The organism is Sphingomonas sp. 37zxx (assembly GCF_000786205.1).
Classification (GTDB): domain Bacteria; phylum Pseudomonadota; class Alphaproteobacteria; order Sphingomonadales; family Sphingomonadaceae; genus Sphingomonas.
Map to the genome: position 1 here is coordinate 1 of NZ_JROH01000007.1, position 16,592 is coordinate 16,592.

Sequence of the window (16,592 nt, forward strand, 5' to 3'; positions counted from 1 at the left end):
AAGACTTGGTTCGCGTTCTTAACGCGGACCTAGTCGTAGCTGGGTGAGGGTGCCGCGGTCGCCCTTGCGACCGCGCGGCCCCACAGGGCCGCACCACCCTCATCCAACCTCCGCTAGGCCGCTTCGCGACCAAGCTTCGGTATCCTTCTCCCGCCAGCGGGAGAAGGTTTGTTGACGCCCTCATCACCCTTCCCCATTGCTCCCCAATGCGCTTCTTCTCCGACAACGCCGCCCCCGTTTGCCAGCCCGTGCTCGATGCGATGCTGGCGGCCAACACGCTCGATACCGCCTATGATGGCGACCGCTGGAGCAAACGGCTCGACGGCGCGATGTCCGATTTGTTCGAGACGCAGGTCGCCTGCCTGTGGGTACCCACCGGCACCGCCGCCAACGCGCTCGCGCTCGCGGCGATGGTGCCACCGCACGGCGCGACGATCTGCCATGCCGAGGCGCATATCCAGGTCGACGAATGCGGCGCGCCCGAATTCTTCACCCACGGCGCCAAATTGCTGCTGGTCGAGGGTGACGGGGCCAAGCTGACCCCCACGGCGCTTGCCGAAACGCTGGGCAACATCCGCGACGATGTTCATCAGGTCCAGCCGCACGCGGTGTCGATCACCAACGCCACCGAATATGGCCGCGTCTATACCCCCGCCGAAGTCGCCGCGATCGCCGAGGTGATCCGCCCGCGCGGGCTGGGCCTGCACATGGACGGCGCGCGCTTTGCCAATGCGGTCGCGCATCTGGGCTGTTCGCCCGCCGAGGTCACCTGGCGCGCGGGCGTCGATGCGCTGAGCTTCGGCTTCGTCAAAAATGGCGGCATGGGGGCGGAGGCATTGATATTCTTCAACCCCGATCTTGCCGCCGCCACCCGCTATCGCCGCAAACGCGCAGGCCATTTGCTGTCGAAGGGGCGGTTCCTGGCGGCGCAGATCCTGGCGATGCTCGAGGGCGATGTGTGGCTGGACAATGCCCGCGCCGCCAATGCCGGGGCGCAATTGCTGGCGCAGGCGGCGGGCGAGCGGCTGGTCCAGCCGGTCGAGGCGAATGAGGTGTTCCTGCGCCTCACCGCCGACGAAGCCGCCGGGCTTCGCGCGCAGGGCTTCGATTTCTATGATTGGGGGACCGGACAAGCACGGCTGGTCACCGCCTGGGACCAGGGGGCCGACATCGTTGCCCCGCTCGCGCAAGCGATCGCCGCGCTTTGAACGGACCCAAGCCGCAATCGACCCGGCTGACGGTCCTGATCCCGTTCGCGCTGGTCACCTTGATCTGGGGATCGACCTGGATCGTCATTCGCGGCCAATTGGGCGAGGTGCCGCCAAGCTGGTCGGTCGCCTATCGCTTCCTGATCGCGGGCGTCGTGATCCTGGGCTGGGCGGCGTTCCGGCGCGAGAAATTGTCGCTCGACGCGCGCGGCTGGCGCTTTGCCGCCATGCTCGGGGTCATGCAGTTCGTGCTGAACTTCAACTTCGTCTATCGCGCTGAACAGCACATCACCTCGGGGCTGGTCGCGGTGGTGTTCGCGCTGCTGCTGGTGCCCAATGCGATCCTGGGACGCATCTTCCTGGGGCAGATGCTCGGGCGGCAATTGCTGATCGGATCGGCGGTGGCGATCGGCGGCATCGCGATGTTGTTCACCCACGAAGCGCGGGTCGATCCCAATAATGGCAGCGAGGTGATGATCGGCATCGTCATCACTTTGTGCGGCGTCCTTTCGGCCTCGGTCGCCAACATCATGCAGGGAACGCGCACCGCCAAGGCCTATCCGATGGCGACGATGCTTGGCCACGCAATGCTGATCGGCGCGGCGATCGACGCAAGCTTCGCCTGGATCACCACCGGCCCGCCGGTGTTCGACTGGTCGGCCAGCTACATCGCCGGCGTGCTGTATCTGGGTATCGTCGCCTCCGCCGTCGCGTTCACGCTCTATTTCGGCGTGCTTCGGATCATCGGCCCCGCCAAGGCGGCCTATTCGGGAGTGATCGTGCCGGTGATCGCGATGGCGCTGTCGACCGCGTTCGAGGGCTATCGCTGGTCGTGGCTGGCGGCGAGCGGCGCGGCGCTGGCGCTGACCGGGCTGGTGATCGCGCTCAAGGCGCGCAGGCCGAACCGGTAATCGGGATAGGCCAGCCGCCAGCCGAGCACGCGCTTGGCCTTGCCATTGGCGACGCGGCGGTTCTCGGCATAGAAGCTGCGCCCCATCGCCGACAGGCTTTCGAGCGGTACAAAACCCGGCGGCGGCAGGTGCAGCAGCCGCGCGGCATGTTCGATCACTTCGTTCTGGCTGCACGGATAATCGTCCGACAGGTTGTACGCGCCGGCGGGGGCATCGAAGCCAAGGGTCACCCCGCTGACGATGTCGTCGACATGGACCCGGCTGAACACCTGACCGGGCAAATCGACGCGATGCGCCTCGCCCGATGCAACGCGGGTCAGCGGCGAGCGACCCGGCCCGTAAATGCCCGGCAAGCGAAACACGCGCGCGCCATGCGCCAGCCAATCGGCATCGGCCTGGTTGCGCGCGGGGCGGCGGCCAGTGCCGGCGGCGGTGGTTTCATCGACCCAGGCACCGGCTGCATCGCCATACACGCCGGTCGAGGAAAGATAGGCAAGCGTGGCGCGGCTGTTCGCCAGCGCCGCGCCGTAAGTGGTGAGCACAGGGTCGACACCCTCGGCGGGCGGCACCGACGACAGGATATGCGTCGCATTGGCGATCTCGAATCCCACCCGCTCGGTATCGGCAAAGCCAAGCGTGCCTTCACGCCCATCGCGCGTGGTACCCGCGACGCGCGCACCCTTGGCTTCGAGATGCGCCCGCAGCCGCGCGGCGGTGTAGCCCTGCCCAAAGATCAGCAGGCGCATATCTTACTCCCCTCCCTGGAAGGGAGGGGTTGGGGGTGGGTCGGCCCGTTGGCGAGGGCTTCGTTCAACAACGAACCTACCCACCCCCGGCCCCTCCCTTCCAGGGAGGGGAGAAGCAGGACGTGACCCCTCTTCATCGCGGGTTCCCATACAGCGTCCCAAAGAAATCGCCCTGGTTCCACACCGGCCTTGGCCCATCGGCCAGCGCGCGGGTCAGGGCGTAGTTCAGCCGCACGAACCGCCGCGCCGCATCCCAGTCGAAGGGCAGTTTCATATCGTCCGAAGGCTGGTGGTAATGCCGCTCGATGAACGCAGCGGTCGCCGCCGCGCCCGGCCCCTTCGGCCCGGCGTCGATCGACACCGAGGGCACCCCCTGTTTGACGAAGCTGTAATGATCGGTCCGCACGAAATATGCTTCGTCGGGCGTCGGATCGGGCGTCAGCATCAGCCCCTGCGCCTTGGCCACGGCGCCAAGCACCGGGCCGATGCTCGACCGGTCAGCGCCATAAGCGACGATATCCTCGAACTTGTACGTCATGATCGGCATGTCGAGGTTGACGTTGGCGACCATGCTGCCGCGCGGCACCGTGGGATAGCGCGCGAAATAATCCGATCCGATCAGCCCGGCTTCCTCCGCCGTCACCGCGACGAACAGGATGCTGCGCTTAGGGGAAGTGCCCGAAGCGCGGAAGGATTTGGCGACTTCGAGCAGCGCCGCGATGCCCATCGCATTGTCCATCGCGCCATTGTTGATCGCATCGCCATTCACCGGATCGGTGACGCCGATATGATCGAGATGCGCGGTCAGCACGACATATTCGTCCTTGAGCAGCGGATCGCTTCCCGCAAGCTTGCCGACCAGATTGGCGCTGAGGGTCTGCTGCAATTCGCTGGTCTGGCGAAAGGCGATGGTGCCGGTCAGCGGGCCGGTGGGCAGCGGTCGCTTGGCCTCATCGGCGGCGCGCACCTTTGCCCAACTAAGCTTCGATCCGGCGAACAACATCGCCGCGCCGCGCCCGCTGATCGCCGCAAGTTGCGGTGCCGCCTCGGCCTTTGCCGCGCCTTGGGGCGGCGTCCACGACATGGACGGCCCCGACCAGCTTTCGACGATCGCGGCAAAGTCGTAGCTCGCCCGCGTCGATCGCGATTCGATGAAGACGATCCCCGCCGCGCCGCGCTTGCCCGCCAGTTCCGCCTTCACGTCGCGATTGCCGTAATGCGCCGCGACTTCGCTGTTCATCCCCGGCGGGCCGCCATACATCACCGCGACGATCTTGCCGCGCACGTCGAGCCCGCGATAATCGTCGATGCCGCGGGTCGGATCGACCACGCCATAGCCCGCGAACACCATCTCGCCGCTGACGGCGCGCTCGGCCTGGGTAAGGCTCGCGCGCCCGACGAAATCGGTGCCCAGCGCCAGCACCGTCTCGCGCCCGCCGCGCGTCAGCGTTGCGCTGGCGGTTAGCGGCCGCGACGCCACCAGAGGCACCTGCTGTCGCCAGCCGCCACGCTCGCCCGCGGGCGACAGCCCCGCCGCCTCCATCTGTGCGATCACATAATCGGCGGCGATGTCATATTCGGGGCTGCCGGCCTGCCGTCCTTTAAGCGAATCAGCGGCGAGGAAAGCGACATGCGCCTTCATCGCCGCCTGATCGGCGGGCAGCGTTTGCGCGGGCGCGGTGCCGGCGAGCGCGACCGCCGCCAGGACGGCGAAGCTGGTGCGGATCACTTCGCCCCATATCCTTCGTACAGGGTGCCAAAGAAATCGCCCCGATTCCATTTGGGCCGCTCGGGCGCGTCGGCGATTTCACGCGCGATCAGATAATTCGCCTCGATAAAGCGCGTGCCCGATTCCCAATCGATCGCGGGCACCTGCCCCATCGAATCCGATGGCTGATGGTAATGCTTGGCAAAGAATTCATCGACCGCCGCCTTGCCCGGCCCCTTGGTGCCCGGCCACAGGAAGACCGCAGGGATGCCCTGCTGGACGAAGCGATAATGGTCGCTGCGCGTGAACAGCCCCTGATCGGGCATCGGATCGGGCGAGAAGGTGACGCCAAGCTTGGCAGCGGCTGCCTTCACATAGCCGCCCAACGTCGATCGCTCGGCACCAAAGGCGATCACGTCCTCGAACTTATAAGTGATGATCGGCATGTCGAGATTGACGTTGGCGACCATCCGATCCTTGGCGATCGAGGGATTGCGCGCGAAATAATCCGATCCCACCAGCCCCTTTTCCTCGGCGGTCACCGCCAGGAACAAAACGCTGCGTTTGGGCGGCGTGCCCGATGCCTTGAAGCGCTTGGCCTCCTCGATCATCGCCGCGATGCCGACGGCATTGTCCATCGCGCCGTTATAGATCGCATCGCCATTTTTGGGCGTGCCGACGCCGACATGGTCGAGATGCGCGGTCAGCACGACGACTTCGCTCTTGACCGCAGGATCGCTGCCTTCGAGCATCCCGGCGACATTATAGCTGGTGACCGGGGTGATCGTCGTCGCCAGCTCGATCGCCAGCCGACCGGGCAATTCGACCGGCTTGAACCGTGCCGCCGGAGTCTCGGCGGTCTTGACCACGCTTGCCCAGCTCGTGTGCGCGCCGGCGAACAGCTTGGCCGCCCCGGTCATGCTCACCGCCCCCAATGCCGGCACGTTCGCGGCGGCAAAGAAACCGCTGCCGTCGGGCCGCGCCCAGGTCATGCGCGCACTGTCATAGCTTTCGGCCAGCCGCGAGAAGGGCCGCACCTTGGCGCTGGTAGGTGATTCAAGCGTCAGGTAGCCGACCGCGCCCATCGCCTGCGCCGCCACCGCCTTGTTGGTGGCATTGCCGAAATGCGCGCGTTCTTCGCCGGGAAAGCTGGCGGGCGCGCCCGAGAAAAAGGCGACGATCTTGCCCTTCACATCGACACCGGCATAATCGTTGCGCTTGAACTGCGGCGCGTTGATGCCGTAACCGACGAACACGACCGGCGCATCGACGACGGTCTTGGCGCGCGAAGGATCGGGCGCGGGCAGATATTCCTCGCCGAACACCAACGCCGCCGCGCTGCCGCCGCGCGGGGTGTAGCGGAAACTGCCCTTGTCCGCCGCCTTGTAGCTGACCAGCGGTACCGTCTGCAGATAGCCACCCTCGTCGCCCGCAGGCTTCAGCCCCGCCGAATAGAATTGCGACGCGACATATTGCGCGGCGACATTGTAGCTCTCAGTCCCCGCCTCGCGGCCCTGCATCGCGTCGGACGACAGGAACATCACATGCGCCTTCATCGCCGCCTGATCGGCGGGCAGCGGTGCATTCACCCGTGCATTGATCGTCGCGACGCTCTCGGCGGGCGACGCCGCGGGGGCCGGCGCAGGTGCAGGCGCGGTTTGGGCAAAAGCAATCGAACTCAGGGGCAGGGCAAGCAGCAGCGCGGCAGTTCGAAGCATCGGCATCCTCATGGTATCAATCGGTACGACAGTGCAGGCGTAGCAGTCTGCCCGCCAAGCGCCAATATTCGCCGTGAAGCTTTTGCGCCGGGTGATTTTCACTATGGCGTTGCCGCCCGCTCGATTAGGTCATCATCATGCAAGACATATATGCCTCGCCCGCCCTGCCCCGCATTACCCGCCGCGCCAATTATGCCGCGCCCGACTGGCTGGTGCCCGACATCGCATTGGTGTTCGATCTCGATCCGGTGCGGACACAGGTGCGCGCGACGCTGACCGTCACCCGAAGCGGCGCGCATGACCGCCCGCTGCGGCTCGACGGCGACATGATCGAGCCGGTTGCCGTGCGGATCGACGGGGTCGAGGCGCAGGGCTGGACGCTGGCCGACGGCACCCTCGAAATCCCGCTGACCGGCGACAGCCACGTCATCGAAACGCAAGTGCTGCTCTCGCCCGAGCGCAACACCCAGTTGATGGGGCTCTATGCCTCGGGCGGGTTGCTTTGCACCCAGTGCGAGGCCGAAGGGTTTCGCCGCATCACCTTCTTCCCCGATCGCCCCGACGTGCTCAGCCGCTACAAGGTGCGGCTGATCGCCGACAAGGCGCGCTTTCCGGTGCTGCTCGCCAATGGCGATCCGGTGGGCAGCGGCGATCTGGAGGATGGCCGGCATTATGCCGATTGGGACGACCCCTTCCTCAAGCCCTGTTATCTGTTCGCGCTGGTCGCGGGCGATCTGGTCGCCAATCGCACAACCTTCGTCACGCGATCGGGGCGCGAGGTGGCGCTGGCGATCTGGGTGCGCGCGCCCGATCTGGCCAAGACCGATCATGCGCTCCATGCGCTCAGCACCTCGATGCGCTGGGACGAGGATGTCTATGGCCGCGAATATGACCTCGACGTCTTCAACATTGTCGCGGTCGATGATTTCAACTTCGGCGCGATGGAAAATAAGGGGCTGAACATCTTCAACAGCCGCTACATCCTCGCCGATCCCGACACCGCGACCGATTACGACTATGACGCGGTAGCCGCCGTCGTCGCGCACGAATATTTCCACAATTGGTCGGGCAATCGCGTGACCTGCCGCGACTGGTTTCAGCTTTCGCTCAAGGAAGGCTTCACCGTCTATCGCGACCAGCAGTTCAGCGCCGACCAGGGTTCGGCGGCGGTCAAGCGGATCGAGGATGTCCGCACGCTGCGCGCGGCACAATTCCCCGAGGATTCGGGGCCGCTGGCGCATCCGGTGCGCCCCGACGAATATCAGGAAATCTCGAACTTCTACACCGCGACGATCTACAACAAGGGGGCCGAAGTCATCCGCATGATCGCGACGATGCTCGGCCGGAACCGCTTCCGCGCCGGTTCGGACCTGTATTTCGACCGGCATGACGGCACCGCCGCCACCGTCGAGGATTTCGCCAAGGCGATGGAGGATGCAGGCGAGATCGACCTGGCGCAATTCCGGCTGTGGTATTCGCAGGCCGGCACCCCGCGCGTCACCGCCGAGCTGACCCACCATGCCGGCGAAGGTCGCGCGGTGCTGCGGTTGCGCCAGCACGTCCCCGCCACGCCCGGCCAACCGCTGAAAAAGCCGATGGTGCTGCCGCTTCGGATCAAGCTGTTCGGTGCCGACACCGGCCATGCACTGGGCGAGGAACGCCTGTTCCTGCTGCACGACGCCGCCGCCGAAATCGCGTTCGACACCGTGACCGAAACCCCGGTGCTATCGATCAATCGCGGCTTTTCCGCGCCGGTGATCGTCGAGACCAACCGCACCGCCGCCGACCTCGCCTTCCTCAGCGCGCATGACGACGATCCGTTCGCACGCTACGAAGCGATGCAGCAGCTGATGCTCGACACGCTGGTGACCGCGGTGACGCACCGATCGGCCGATCATCGCGCGGTGATCGACGCGGTTCGCAATACGCTGACCGATCCCAGCCTCGACGCCGCCTTCATCGCCGAAGCCGTGCTGCTGCCCTCGGACAGCTTCATCGGCGACCAGTTGGCGATCGTCGATCCCGATGCGGTGTCGGCGGCGCGCGAGGCGCTTCGCCGCGACCTTGGCCGCGCGCTCGAAGCCGATTGGCGCGAAGCCTATGAACGCGCGCGCACCAATCGCTTCGAATATTCCCCCGCTGCCAAGGGCGCGCGCCGGCTGCGGACGGTGTCGCTCGGCTATATCGCCGCCAGCGGGGCCGCCGACGCTGCCGAACTGGCGTTCCTGCAATTCGAAAATGCCGACAACATGACCGATCGGCAGGGCGCGCTCACCACGCTGGTAAACTCGCATTCGGACAGCCGGGTCGCCGCGCTCGACATCTTCTACAATCGCTATTCGGACAATCCGCTGGTGCTCGACAAATGGTTCTCGACCCAGGCGCTGTCGTCGCGCGACGACACCCTCGCCAATGTCGAGGAACTGTCGCGCCACCGCGATTTCACCCTGGCCAACCCCAACCGCGCCCGCGCGCTGGTGGGGGCGTTCAGCGTCAACCAGCGCGCCTTCCACGCCGCCGACGGGCGCGGCTATCGCTTCGTCGCCGACCAGTTGATCGCGCTCGACAAGCTGAACCCGCAGACCGCCGCAAAGCTGGTCCCGCCGCTCGGCCGCTGGAAGCGCTTCGACGAAGCCCGCGCGGCGCTGATGCGCGGCGAACTGCAACGCATCCTGGCAACACCCGGCCTGAGCAAGGACATGGTCGAGCAAGTCGCCAAGAGCTTGGACTAGATCGGGATGACTTCCCGCTGATCCATCAATCGTCTCTTTCGTCATTCCCGCGCAGGCGGGAATCCATATTCCGGTGCAAGGGTTATGGATTCCCGCCTTCGCGGGAATGACGAAGGAATTACGTCAGCATCAGCTAGTCACACCCTCACCCCATCACATTGCGCCCACGCCGCACCGTCGCTGTATGCCCAACGCTCGCCGCCGGCGAACGCTGGCGCACGCCATCGACGAAGATCCATTCATTGGTCGCGCTATCGGGCGTCAGGCTCAGCGCCATATAGCCGCGCCGCGAGGTGTCGCACCATTTCAGCTCGGGGTTCGTCGCCACCAGCGCCGCCGCGACACGCTTGGGGTCGATGCCGATCGCACTTTCATAGCCGGGCGAGGTCACCCCCTGCCCCGCAAACTCGACTGCGGCTGGCTTGCCGTCCTGCGCCAGGTCATAGGCCCAGGCATTATGGCTGTCGCCGGCGATCACGATCGTGCTGCCGCCGTGGCGCTGCGCCGATTTCAGGAAGCGTGCGCGCGCGGCGGGATAGCCGCCCCAATTGTCGAGATTGCTCGGCAGCCCCAGCTTGCTCGCTGCCACCCCGCCCTGGACATAGGCTTTGGTGCGCGCCGGCGCATCGGCCTTGATCCAGCCGAGCGCATCCTCGGGCGCGCGCGTCTGGCCCATGATCGTGCCGAAGCCGACGACCTGCCAGCGCACCTGATCGCGCACCGATTGCGCCATCGCCGAATCGAGCCATGCCTCCTGCGTCGATCCCATCATCGTCACCGCCGGATCCTGCCACGCGCCATCGCGGAACGCGGTGAGCGCCGCGATCGGATCGCCGCCGGTCATGAACAACGGCGCGAGTTCAGGCGGCTTGCTGCGTGCGAACAGCCGGGTTTCGGTGCGGAACAGCGTCGCCAGATTGCCCACCGCATAGCTGCCCCAGGGTTCGTCGCTGACGGGCAGCCATTCGCGATATGCCTGTACCGCCGCCGCGCGCCGTATTGCCCAATCGCCCTCGTCGGCCTGATGGTTCTGCGCGCCGCCTTCCCACGAATCATTGGCCGATTCATGGTCGTCCCACTGCACCACCATCGCGTGGTTCTGGTGCAGCGCCTGCAGATCAGGATCGGCGCGATAGCTGGCATAGCGCAGGCGATAATCGGCAAGCGCGACGATTTCGTGCATCGGCTGCGGGATACGGTTGCCCACCAATTGCCCCGCCGCCGGATAATTGTCGGGCGCATACTCGTAAAAATAATCGCCGAGATGGATCGTCAGGTCGATGTCATCGCGCGGCGCGGCATGGGCATAGGCGTTGAAATAGCCGAACCCCAGGTTCGAGCATGAGAAGATCGCCGCTTTGAACGCGGGCGTATCGCCCATCGGCAGCGTCTTGGCGCGTCCTACGGGCGAAAAGCTGCCATCGGGCGCGATATAGCGATAATGATAGCGGGTGAAGGGCTTGAGGCCGGTGACGGTGATCTTGGCGGTATGATCGCGCCACGGCCCGGTCACCATTTCGCCACCGGCGACGACGCGCGCGAAATCGGCGCTTTCGGCAACTTCAACGCGAAGCTTGGCCGCGCCGCCATCGGCGGGGACATAGCGTGTCCAGAACAACATGCCATCGGCCGCAGGCTCGCCCGACGCCACCGCATGCGTGAAGCCGCGCGCGCCCAGCACATTGGCCACCTGTGCGAAACCCGGCAGCGCGAACGCCCCAAGGCCCAGCGTGCCGGTGAGCATGAAGGATCGGCGGTCGATGCGGATGGTCATAATCGGTTCCCCCTTGGAAACCTTGTCCATGCGCGCCGGATATGGCGGCACGGTTACTCGGATGTGGCGCAACGGTTACAGTGTGCGGGCGGCCCGGCCTCGATCGATCGCAAAGCCTCTCGACTTGGGCCGATACGAACGGGCAAGGGGGCGCATGGCCCGCTTGTCGTCCCATTGGGTGCTGATCCTCGTCGCGGTGGCATTCGCCCTGCTCGCGATGCTGCGCCCGGTCGATCACGACGAAAGCCAATATGTCGCCGCGACCATGCTGGCGTGGGGCGGACCGCCTTATCGCGACTTCGCCTATTTGCAGACCCCGCTGCAACCGCTGCTGCTGGCCCCCATCGCGGCGGCATTTGGCAGCTTCGCGTGGCCGGGGCTTCGCCTCGTCAATGCGGCGCTGAGCGCGGCGGCAGTCGCGTTCGTCTTTGCCGCCGCGCGCCGGGCGGGCGCGGGCGAGCGCACCGCGCTGGCGGCGGCGCTGGCGATGGCGGCGTGCGACATCCTGTTGTTCGGCGCGGCGATGGCGCGCAACGATGCGCTGCCGACGGCGCTGCTGGCGGCGGCATTGTGGCTGGCGGCGGGGGGCACCAGCCGGCGATCAGCCTTCGCGATCGGCCTGTGCCTGTCCGCCGCCACCGCCGCCAAGATCAGCTTCGCGCTGCCCGCGCTCGCCTATGGCATCTGGACGTTGCTCGATCGCCGCCGATTGCCGCTTTGGGTGGCGATCGGCGCGGTGCCCGCGACGTTGCTGGTCGCGTTCACCTATGTCGCCGCTCCCGCCGATTTCATGTTCGGGGTGTTCGACTTTCCCGCGCGCGCGCCCGCCGAATATTATGCCGCACGCCCGTGGAAGCTTAGCTGGCCCGCCAAGGCGATCGACACGCTGAAGTTTCTCGCGCTCGGCCCCGCGCTGGTCGCTTTGGTCATAGTGGTGCGCGACCGGGGGCGTACCACCACGCGCTGGCTCGACCTGCTGATCGTCGCCGGGCTGGTCGCGGCATTGCTGCCCTTCCCCACCTGGCGGCAATATCTCGCGCCGATGCTGCCGCCGCTGTTCGTCCGATTGGCACTGGCGTGGCAGCACGCCCCGCCGGCGCGCGCCACCCGCATCGCGATGGCGGTCTTTGTCGGCACCGGGCTTGCCCCGAGCGTCGAGGCGCTGGCCGCGAACCGCCCGGCGATGCTGGCGGCGATGCGCGAAGGCGCGGCAATCGGCGCGGCGCTGAATAGCGCGGGCGTCACCGGCCCGGTGGCGACGCTATCGCCGCAATTCCTGCCCGCTGCTCGCGCGGTACCCGATCCGCGCTTCGCCGCCGGCCCCTTCGCCTGGCGCACCCGCGCCCTGCTCGCCGCCCCGGACCAGCCCGCCCGCCACATCATCACCCCTGCGACCCTCGGATCGCAATTCGCCGCGCAGCCGCCCCAGGCCATCCTGCTGGGCGGCGAAGCGGCATGGAGCAGCGGCGACGTCGCGCTCGATCGACCGCTCGAAGCCTGGGCCATCGCCTCGGGCTGGCAGCGCCTGCCGATCCGAAGTACGCGCTTCCGGTTATACGTCCGGCGCTAAAACAGCGCCTGACAGTCTGTTTGCAAATGCACCACGGCGCATTTTGCAGCACCGGCCCGCTTTCCCACCCGGCCACCCGACGGCGGTATTCTATCGGTGGCCGGGTGGGGGAGCGGGCCGGTACTGCCTTGAAATTCGCGCTTTCGCGAATTTTCAAACGGCCTCTGAGCGCGTCGTGTGACCTGCCCGATATCGCATCGCCTATAATGGTTGATACCGGTAGCGCTTCGCCGTACATTTTCACCTGTAAGAACATAACCAATGAACACGATTCTACCCGATTCAATATACCCCGTATAACTAATGTAGTATTTTTACCTATAGTGGTATTGGTCTTGGGTCATCATTCATGGTCGCAACGGCGCTTTTAGCCGTTTCCTCGACATTCGTGAGAAATCAACTGTATGAGGGTGATCGTTGTCGAGGATGAGCGCCGGGTACGCGAGGAGCTGGTAGAGCTTTTCGGCCTTCGTGGTATTGCCGTCAAAGCGGTAGACAGCGTCCAGGCTGCTCTCAAGGCATTGCATGCGCTGCATTCACCGGTAATGCTATTGACTGACCTTCGCCTTTCGGACGGCAGCGGCCTCGACATCATTCGCGAAATTCAGCGCAACGAAAAGCTGGCGTCGAAAATATTCGAAACTATTGTGATGACCGGGCATACCGACATCACCGAACAGATGCGGAAATCCCTGGAGGAGGCGGGGGCCACGATCCTGTTCAAGCCGGTCGATATCCAGATGCTACTCGCGATGCTGGGGAGGGCACCGCAATGATGCCGCATTTCAGCCTGATCGATGGATTGTCGCCGGTTGCGATCAAACGGTGGAGCTTGCTGCTGCTGCTGTGCATTGGCGGGGTGGTGGCCAGCGCGTTCCGGCTGGTGCTGGCACCGGGCATCGAATTATATGTCGGCCCCTTGGTATATCTGATCGCGTATCGCACCGGCGGAATACGCCTGGCACTGCCCGTAGCTATCATAGTGATGCTGCCATCTTGGTGGTGGTGGGGGCATTTCCTTTCGATCCTGATTGCAGTCGGGCACGTCCTGTTCATTCACGCCCTACGCAATCATCTACGCTCGCTGGCCGTATCGACCGTGGTGTATTTCGTGACGATTGCCACGGGCGCAGGTGCGGCATTTCTGCATTTCTGGTATGATGCACCCGCCGACATCATCGCGCTGGTCACCATTCGCAAGCTGTTGAACGATGTTCTGACCGCCGCCTTTGTCGATCTGTTATCCGCCTTGCTCGCCATCGACTTTCCGTCGGGGAGGATCGTCCGACGCCGGACGGTCAGGCTGGCCCAATTGCTACCGGCGATCGTCACCTTGGTCGTATCCACATCGGCGCTTCTGCTCTTTGCAGCGAATGTCGCGAGTTTTTCCAGCGATCTGGATCGCTACACCAGCGACATGCGGACCCGGATCGAACTTGAACTGCGCGGCGATTTGGCGGCTGGGCAGCGCATAGCCGGGCTGCATCGCGAGCATGACAATACCACGGCATTCTTCGTCTACCCGCTGGTGTCGGATCAAGGCCCAAGCGGGGCTACTGTACTGCGTGGACTCGACTGCGATCATATCGACGACGGCACCAATATTTCAGGGCCCAACGATCGTAACACGTTCGATTATTGGTTACGGGCGTGCGGTTCTGGTGCGATAAGCCTCGACGGCCGTCAGTATCGGTACACCTACCCGATTCGAAAAATAACCGACGATGTTTACAATAGTATATTGTGGCAAATGATCATTCCCGGCGTCATCCTTGCGCTGGCAATACTACTCGACGTACTATTCAATCGAGCAATGGCCCGGTCGCTTCAGGTGTGGAATGGCGTACTAGACGGCCTGGGCAGCCAGACACCATTACCGGCGTCACGATTATTATTCACCGAATTTTCCTATCCCATTACCGCGATCGTCACCGCCAATAACCGATTCGTCGAGCTGGAAGAAGAACGCAACCAGCTGATCAACGCGGTGGATGAGTTGAGGCGAGAAATGGATTTGCGGCTGGTCGCCGACATCCACTTCGATGACTCTAATGGATCACTCAGCTTCAGCGAGCTCGAGCTTGATCGCTCGCCGCATTATGAATCGATCAAGGTCCATCCCAATGATGGCGTGGCCTTTGCCGCGATGTCGAGCTCGCGCGAGGCCTTTGTCGAGTTTCGGACGATCGGCAAGACGTCGAGCGACTGGTTCCTGCTATCGGCACGCGATCTGGTGGCACCGGGGCAATGGCGCTCAGGGTGGATCGTGCGACTGCGCCAGTCGAAGCTGGCCCAAAACCGAATGTTGCAGCAAGCGCGCCTGGTCGAACTCGGCGGCATGGCCTCGGCGATCAGTCACGAGATCAAGCAACCGCTGTTCACGATCGCGCTGAGCGCCGAAAATGGGCGGCTGCTGATCGATCAGCAAACCCCCGAAGCCATCGCCCGCGCGCGCAGCAAGTTCGACGGCATCAGCGAACAGGTCAATCGCGCCAAGGACATTATCGGTCGCATCAGCCGCTACTCGCGGATCGAAGACGACGATGCCAAGCCGATCGACCTGGTGGAGATCGTCAATACCGCCTTCACCTTCATGCGCGCGCTGCTGGTCGAGCAGAATGTCAACGTGCAGATTTGCCTGCCCGAAACCCCCGTCTGCATTTCGGTGCCCCGGGTCGGGCTGGAGCAGGTGTTCGTCAACGCGATTCAGAACGCGATCGACGCGATCGTCACCCGGCGCGAGCGCGATACCGAATGTGTCGTAGGCGAAATCTGGGTGTCGGCCGCCGTTTCCGACAATGGGCTGCGGATCGAGTTCACGGACAACGGCACCGGGCTTGATGTCGGCCATCCTGAAACGATGTTCGAAGCCTTCATCACCACCAAAAGCGCCGACAAGGGCACTGGCCTGGGTCTGTACATCTGTCGCCAGATCATTCTGGAGATCGGCGGCAGGATCGCGCTGGCGTGTCGCGGCCCCGACCAAAAGGGCGCGATCCTTACCATCGATCTGCCGTCATCGATGATCCGTGACGAGCGCCAGCGCGATGCCGCGCCGATCGCGCGTCATGCGTAAAACCCGGGTCTTGATCGTCGACGATGACGAATCGGTTTGCCGGGAAATCGCCGACTGGCTGGTGCTCCACGGCATGGACGCATCCTGGTCTTCGTCGCTGGAGCCACATCGCATGCAGGCCGACGATACGCTGGACGTCGTCGTGCTCGACCTGGGGATGCCGGGCACCGACGGGTTTCAGATCATCGACGCGCTGGCAGCGATCGACTATCCTCCGGCAGTGGTGGTCGCCAGCGGCCAGGATCAGCGGATCATCCGCGCCGCCGTGCAAAGCGCGGTCGCAGCGGGGCTGCCGGTGCTCGGGTCACTCGAAAAGCCCTTCCCCCCTGAAGCCTTGCTGGCACTGATCGGCAACCGCCAACGCCCGCTGCTTGCCAAAGCCATCGATCCGGTGGCGGCGGTCCGCATCCTGGCGGCGTCGGGACGGCTGATGGGCAATTTACGAACCGCCTTTCAATCCAAGCGGCGTCTCGCCGACTCCGCCATCATCGGCTATGAAGCATTGCTGCGGCTGACGATCGGCAACGTGCCGATCAATCCCGAAATCGTGTTTTCCTCGGCGCTCGACTCGGCCACCCGGCTGATGGCGACCGGAGTCATCCTCAACGACGCGCTGCGCTTTGCCTCCCAGCTAAGCGATGCGGGGCGGCCGGTGCCGGTCGCGGTCAATTGCACCCCCAATATCCTGTGCGATCCTGCCTTTCACGCCATGGTCGAGGCGGCCCTGGCGACCTGGAAGTTGCCGCCCCGCACGCTGCTGATCGAGATCACCGAACATGAAACCGCAACTTCCTTTGCCGAGCTGGCGGCGGCGGCCAGTCGGCTGGCGATGCGCGACTGCGGCATCGGCGTCGACGATTTCGGGCGCGGTGCCGCCAGCTTCGAACGCATGACCGAATTGCCACTGATCGAGCTCAAGATCGACAAGGCCGTATTCTGGCAATGCGTCGATGGCGAAGTGCCGATGGCGATGCTCGAACAGATCATTCAATATTGTCGCCAGCGCAATATCCTGTCGGTGATCGAGGGGATCGAAACCCAGACGCATCTCGATCGCGCGATCGCGGCGGGCGCGCAGGGGGGCCAGGGCTATTTCTGGGACCGCCCCGCGCTGGTGCCGCTGCAAGACGGAGTGTTGCCGACGTAAAA

Annotated in this window: 11 protein-coding genes; 7 read left to right on the forward strand and 4 right to left on the reverse strand. The window is 64.7% G+C overall.

Going from position 1 to position 16,592, the window contains the following annotated elements; genetic code table 11:
* Nucleotides 1-206 precede the first annotated feature (206 nt).
* Together QU44_RS04255 and QU44_RS04260 are read left to right on the forward strand one after the other, a co-directional pair.
* On the forward strand, nt 207-1,208 hold the full coding sequence (locus QU44_RS04255) for a threonine aldolase family protein (RefSeq protein WP_033920362.1): 1,002 nt from the start codon (nt 207-209) through the stop codon (nt 1,206-1,208).
* Nucleotides 1,205-2,119 (forward strand): DMT family transporter, encoded by a 915-nt coding sequence (locus QU44_RS04260; RefSeq protein ID WP_033920364.1) that lies wholly within the window; start codon nt 1,205-1,207, stop codon nt 2,117-2,119. Before QU44_RS04255 ends, QU44_RS04260 begins: the two co-directional genes overlap by 4 nt.
* Here the strand turns inward: QU44_RS04260 and QU44_RS04265 are convergent.
* The 3 genes from QU44_RS04265 to QU44_RS04275 all read right to left on the reverse strand — a co-directional run bounded on the left by QU44_RS04265 (nt 2,029) and on the right by QU44_RS04275 (nt 6,291).
* Nucleotides 2,029-2,865 carry an epimerase gene (locus QU44_RS04265; RefSeq protein ID WP_033920366.1) on the reverse strand — a complete coding sequence of 279 codons (837 nt, stop codon included), beginning with the start codon at nt 2,863-2,865 and terminating at the stop codon, nt 2,029-2,031. The genes QU44_RS04260 and QU44_RS04265 overlap by 91 nt on opposite strands.
* A gap of 133 nt (nt 2,866-2,998) precedes the next feature.
* Complete coding sequence (locus QU44_RS04270) at nt 2,999-4,594, reverse strand: M28 family metallopeptidase (protein WP_033920368.1); 1,596 nt, start codon at nt 4,592-4,594, stop codon at nt 2,999-3,001.
* Complete coding sequence (locus QU44_RS04275; RefSeq protein ID WP_033920462.1) at nt 4,591-6,291, reverse strand: M28 family metallopeptidase; 1,701 nt, start codon at nt 6,289-6,291, stop codon at nt 4,591-4,593. Before QU44_RS04275 ends, QU44_RS04270 begins: the two co-directional genes overlap by 4 nt.
* 137 nt (nt 6,292-6,428) lie before the next feature.
* Between QU44_RS04275 and pepN the strand changes: the two genes are divergently transcribed.
* On the forward strand, nt 6,429-9,023 hold the full coding sequence (pepN, locus tag QU44_RS04280) for an aminopeptidase N (RefSeq protein ID WP_033920370.1): 2,595 nt from the start codon (nt 6,429-6,431) through the stop codon (nt 9,021-9,023).
* 145 nt (nt 9,024-9,168) lie between these two features.
* On the opposite strand, the gene QU44_RS04285 is transcribed toward pepN, so the two are convergent.
* On the reverse strand, nt 9,169-10,797 hold the full coding sequence (locus tag QU44_RS04285; RefSeq protein WP_033920464.1) for an alkaline phosphatase D family protein: 1,629 nt from the start codon (nt 10,795-10,797) through the stop codon (nt 9,169-9,171).
* Nucleotides 10,798-10,951: 154 nt separating this feature from the next.
* Between QU44_RS04285 and QU44_RS04290 the strand changes: the two genes are divergently transcribed.
* The 4 genes from QU44_RS04290 to QU44_RS04305 all read left to right on the forward strand — a co-directional run bounded on the left by QU44_RS04290 (nt 10,952) and on the right by QU44_RS04305 (nt 16,590).
* Nucleotides 10,952-12,367, forward strand: coding sequence for a hypothetical protein (locus QU44_RS04290; RefSeq protein WP_052134325.1), 1,416 nt, complete (start codon nt 10,952-10,954; stop codon nt 12,365-12,367).
* A gap of 404 nt (nt 12,368-12,771) precedes the next feature.
* On the forward strand, nt 12,772-13,143 hold the full coding sequence (locus QU44_RS04295) for a response regulator (RefSeq protein WP_033920372.1): 372 nt from the start codon (nt 12,772-12,774) through the stop codon (nt 13,141-13,143).
* Nucleotides 13,140-15,443: a sensor histidine kinase gene (locus QU44_RS04300; RefSeq protein WP_033920374.1), complete on the forward strand. Its 2,304-nt coding sequence runs from the start codon at nt 13,140-13,142 to the stop codon at nt 15,441-15,443. The genes QU44_RS04295 and QU44_RS04300 overlap by 4 nt, the downstream gene beginning before the upstream one ends.
* Nucleotides 15,436-16,590 (forward strand): EAL domain-containing protein, encoded by a 1,155-nt coding sequence (locus tag QU44_RS04305; protein ID WP_197054238.1) that lies wholly within the window; start codon nt 15,436-15,438, stop codon nt 16,588-16,590. The genes QU44_RS04300 and QU44_RS04305 overlap by 8 nt, the downstream gene beginning before the upstream one ends.
* Nucleotides 16,591-16,592 lie beyond the last annotated feature (2 nt).

Bases quoted from the DNA above. Each gene is read 5' to 3' on its own strand.
- QU44_RS04295 (WP_033920372.1), top strand. From the start codon at position 12,772: ATGAGGGTGATCGTTGTCGAGGATGAGCGCCGGGTACGCGAGGAGCTG.
- QU44_RS04305 (WP_197054238.1), top strand. From the start codon at position 15,436: ATGCGTAAAACCCGGGTCTTGATCGTCGACGATGACGAATCGGTTTGC.
- pepN (WP_033920370.1), top strand. From the start codon at position 6,429: ATGCAAGACATATATGCCTCGCCCGCCCTGCCCCGCATTACCCGCCGC.
- QU44_RS04275 (WP_033920462.1), bottom strand. From the start codon at position 6,291: ATGCTTCGAACTGCCGCGCTGCTGCTTGCCCTGCCCCTGAGTTCGATT.
- QU44_RS04285 (WP_033920464.1), bottom strand. From the start codon at position 10,797: ATGACCATCCGCATCGACCGCCGATCCTTCATGCTCACCGGCACGCTG.
- QU44_RS04255 (WP_033920362.1), top strand. From the start codon at position 207: ATGCGCTTCTTCTCCGACAACGCCGCCCCCGTTTGCCAGCCCGTGCTC.
- QU44_RS04300 (WP_033920374.1), top strand. From the start codon at position 13,140: ATGATGCCGCATTTCAGCCTGATCGATGGATTGTCGCCGGTTGCGATC.
- QU44_RS04265 (WP_033920366.1), bottom strand. From the start codon at position 2,865: ATGCGCCTGCTGATCTTTGGGCAGGGCTACACCGCCGCGCGGCTGCGG.
- QU44_RS04290 (WP_052134325.1), top strand. From the start codon at position 10,952: ATGGCCCGCTTGTCGTCCCATTGGGTGCTGATCCTCGTCGCGGTGGCA.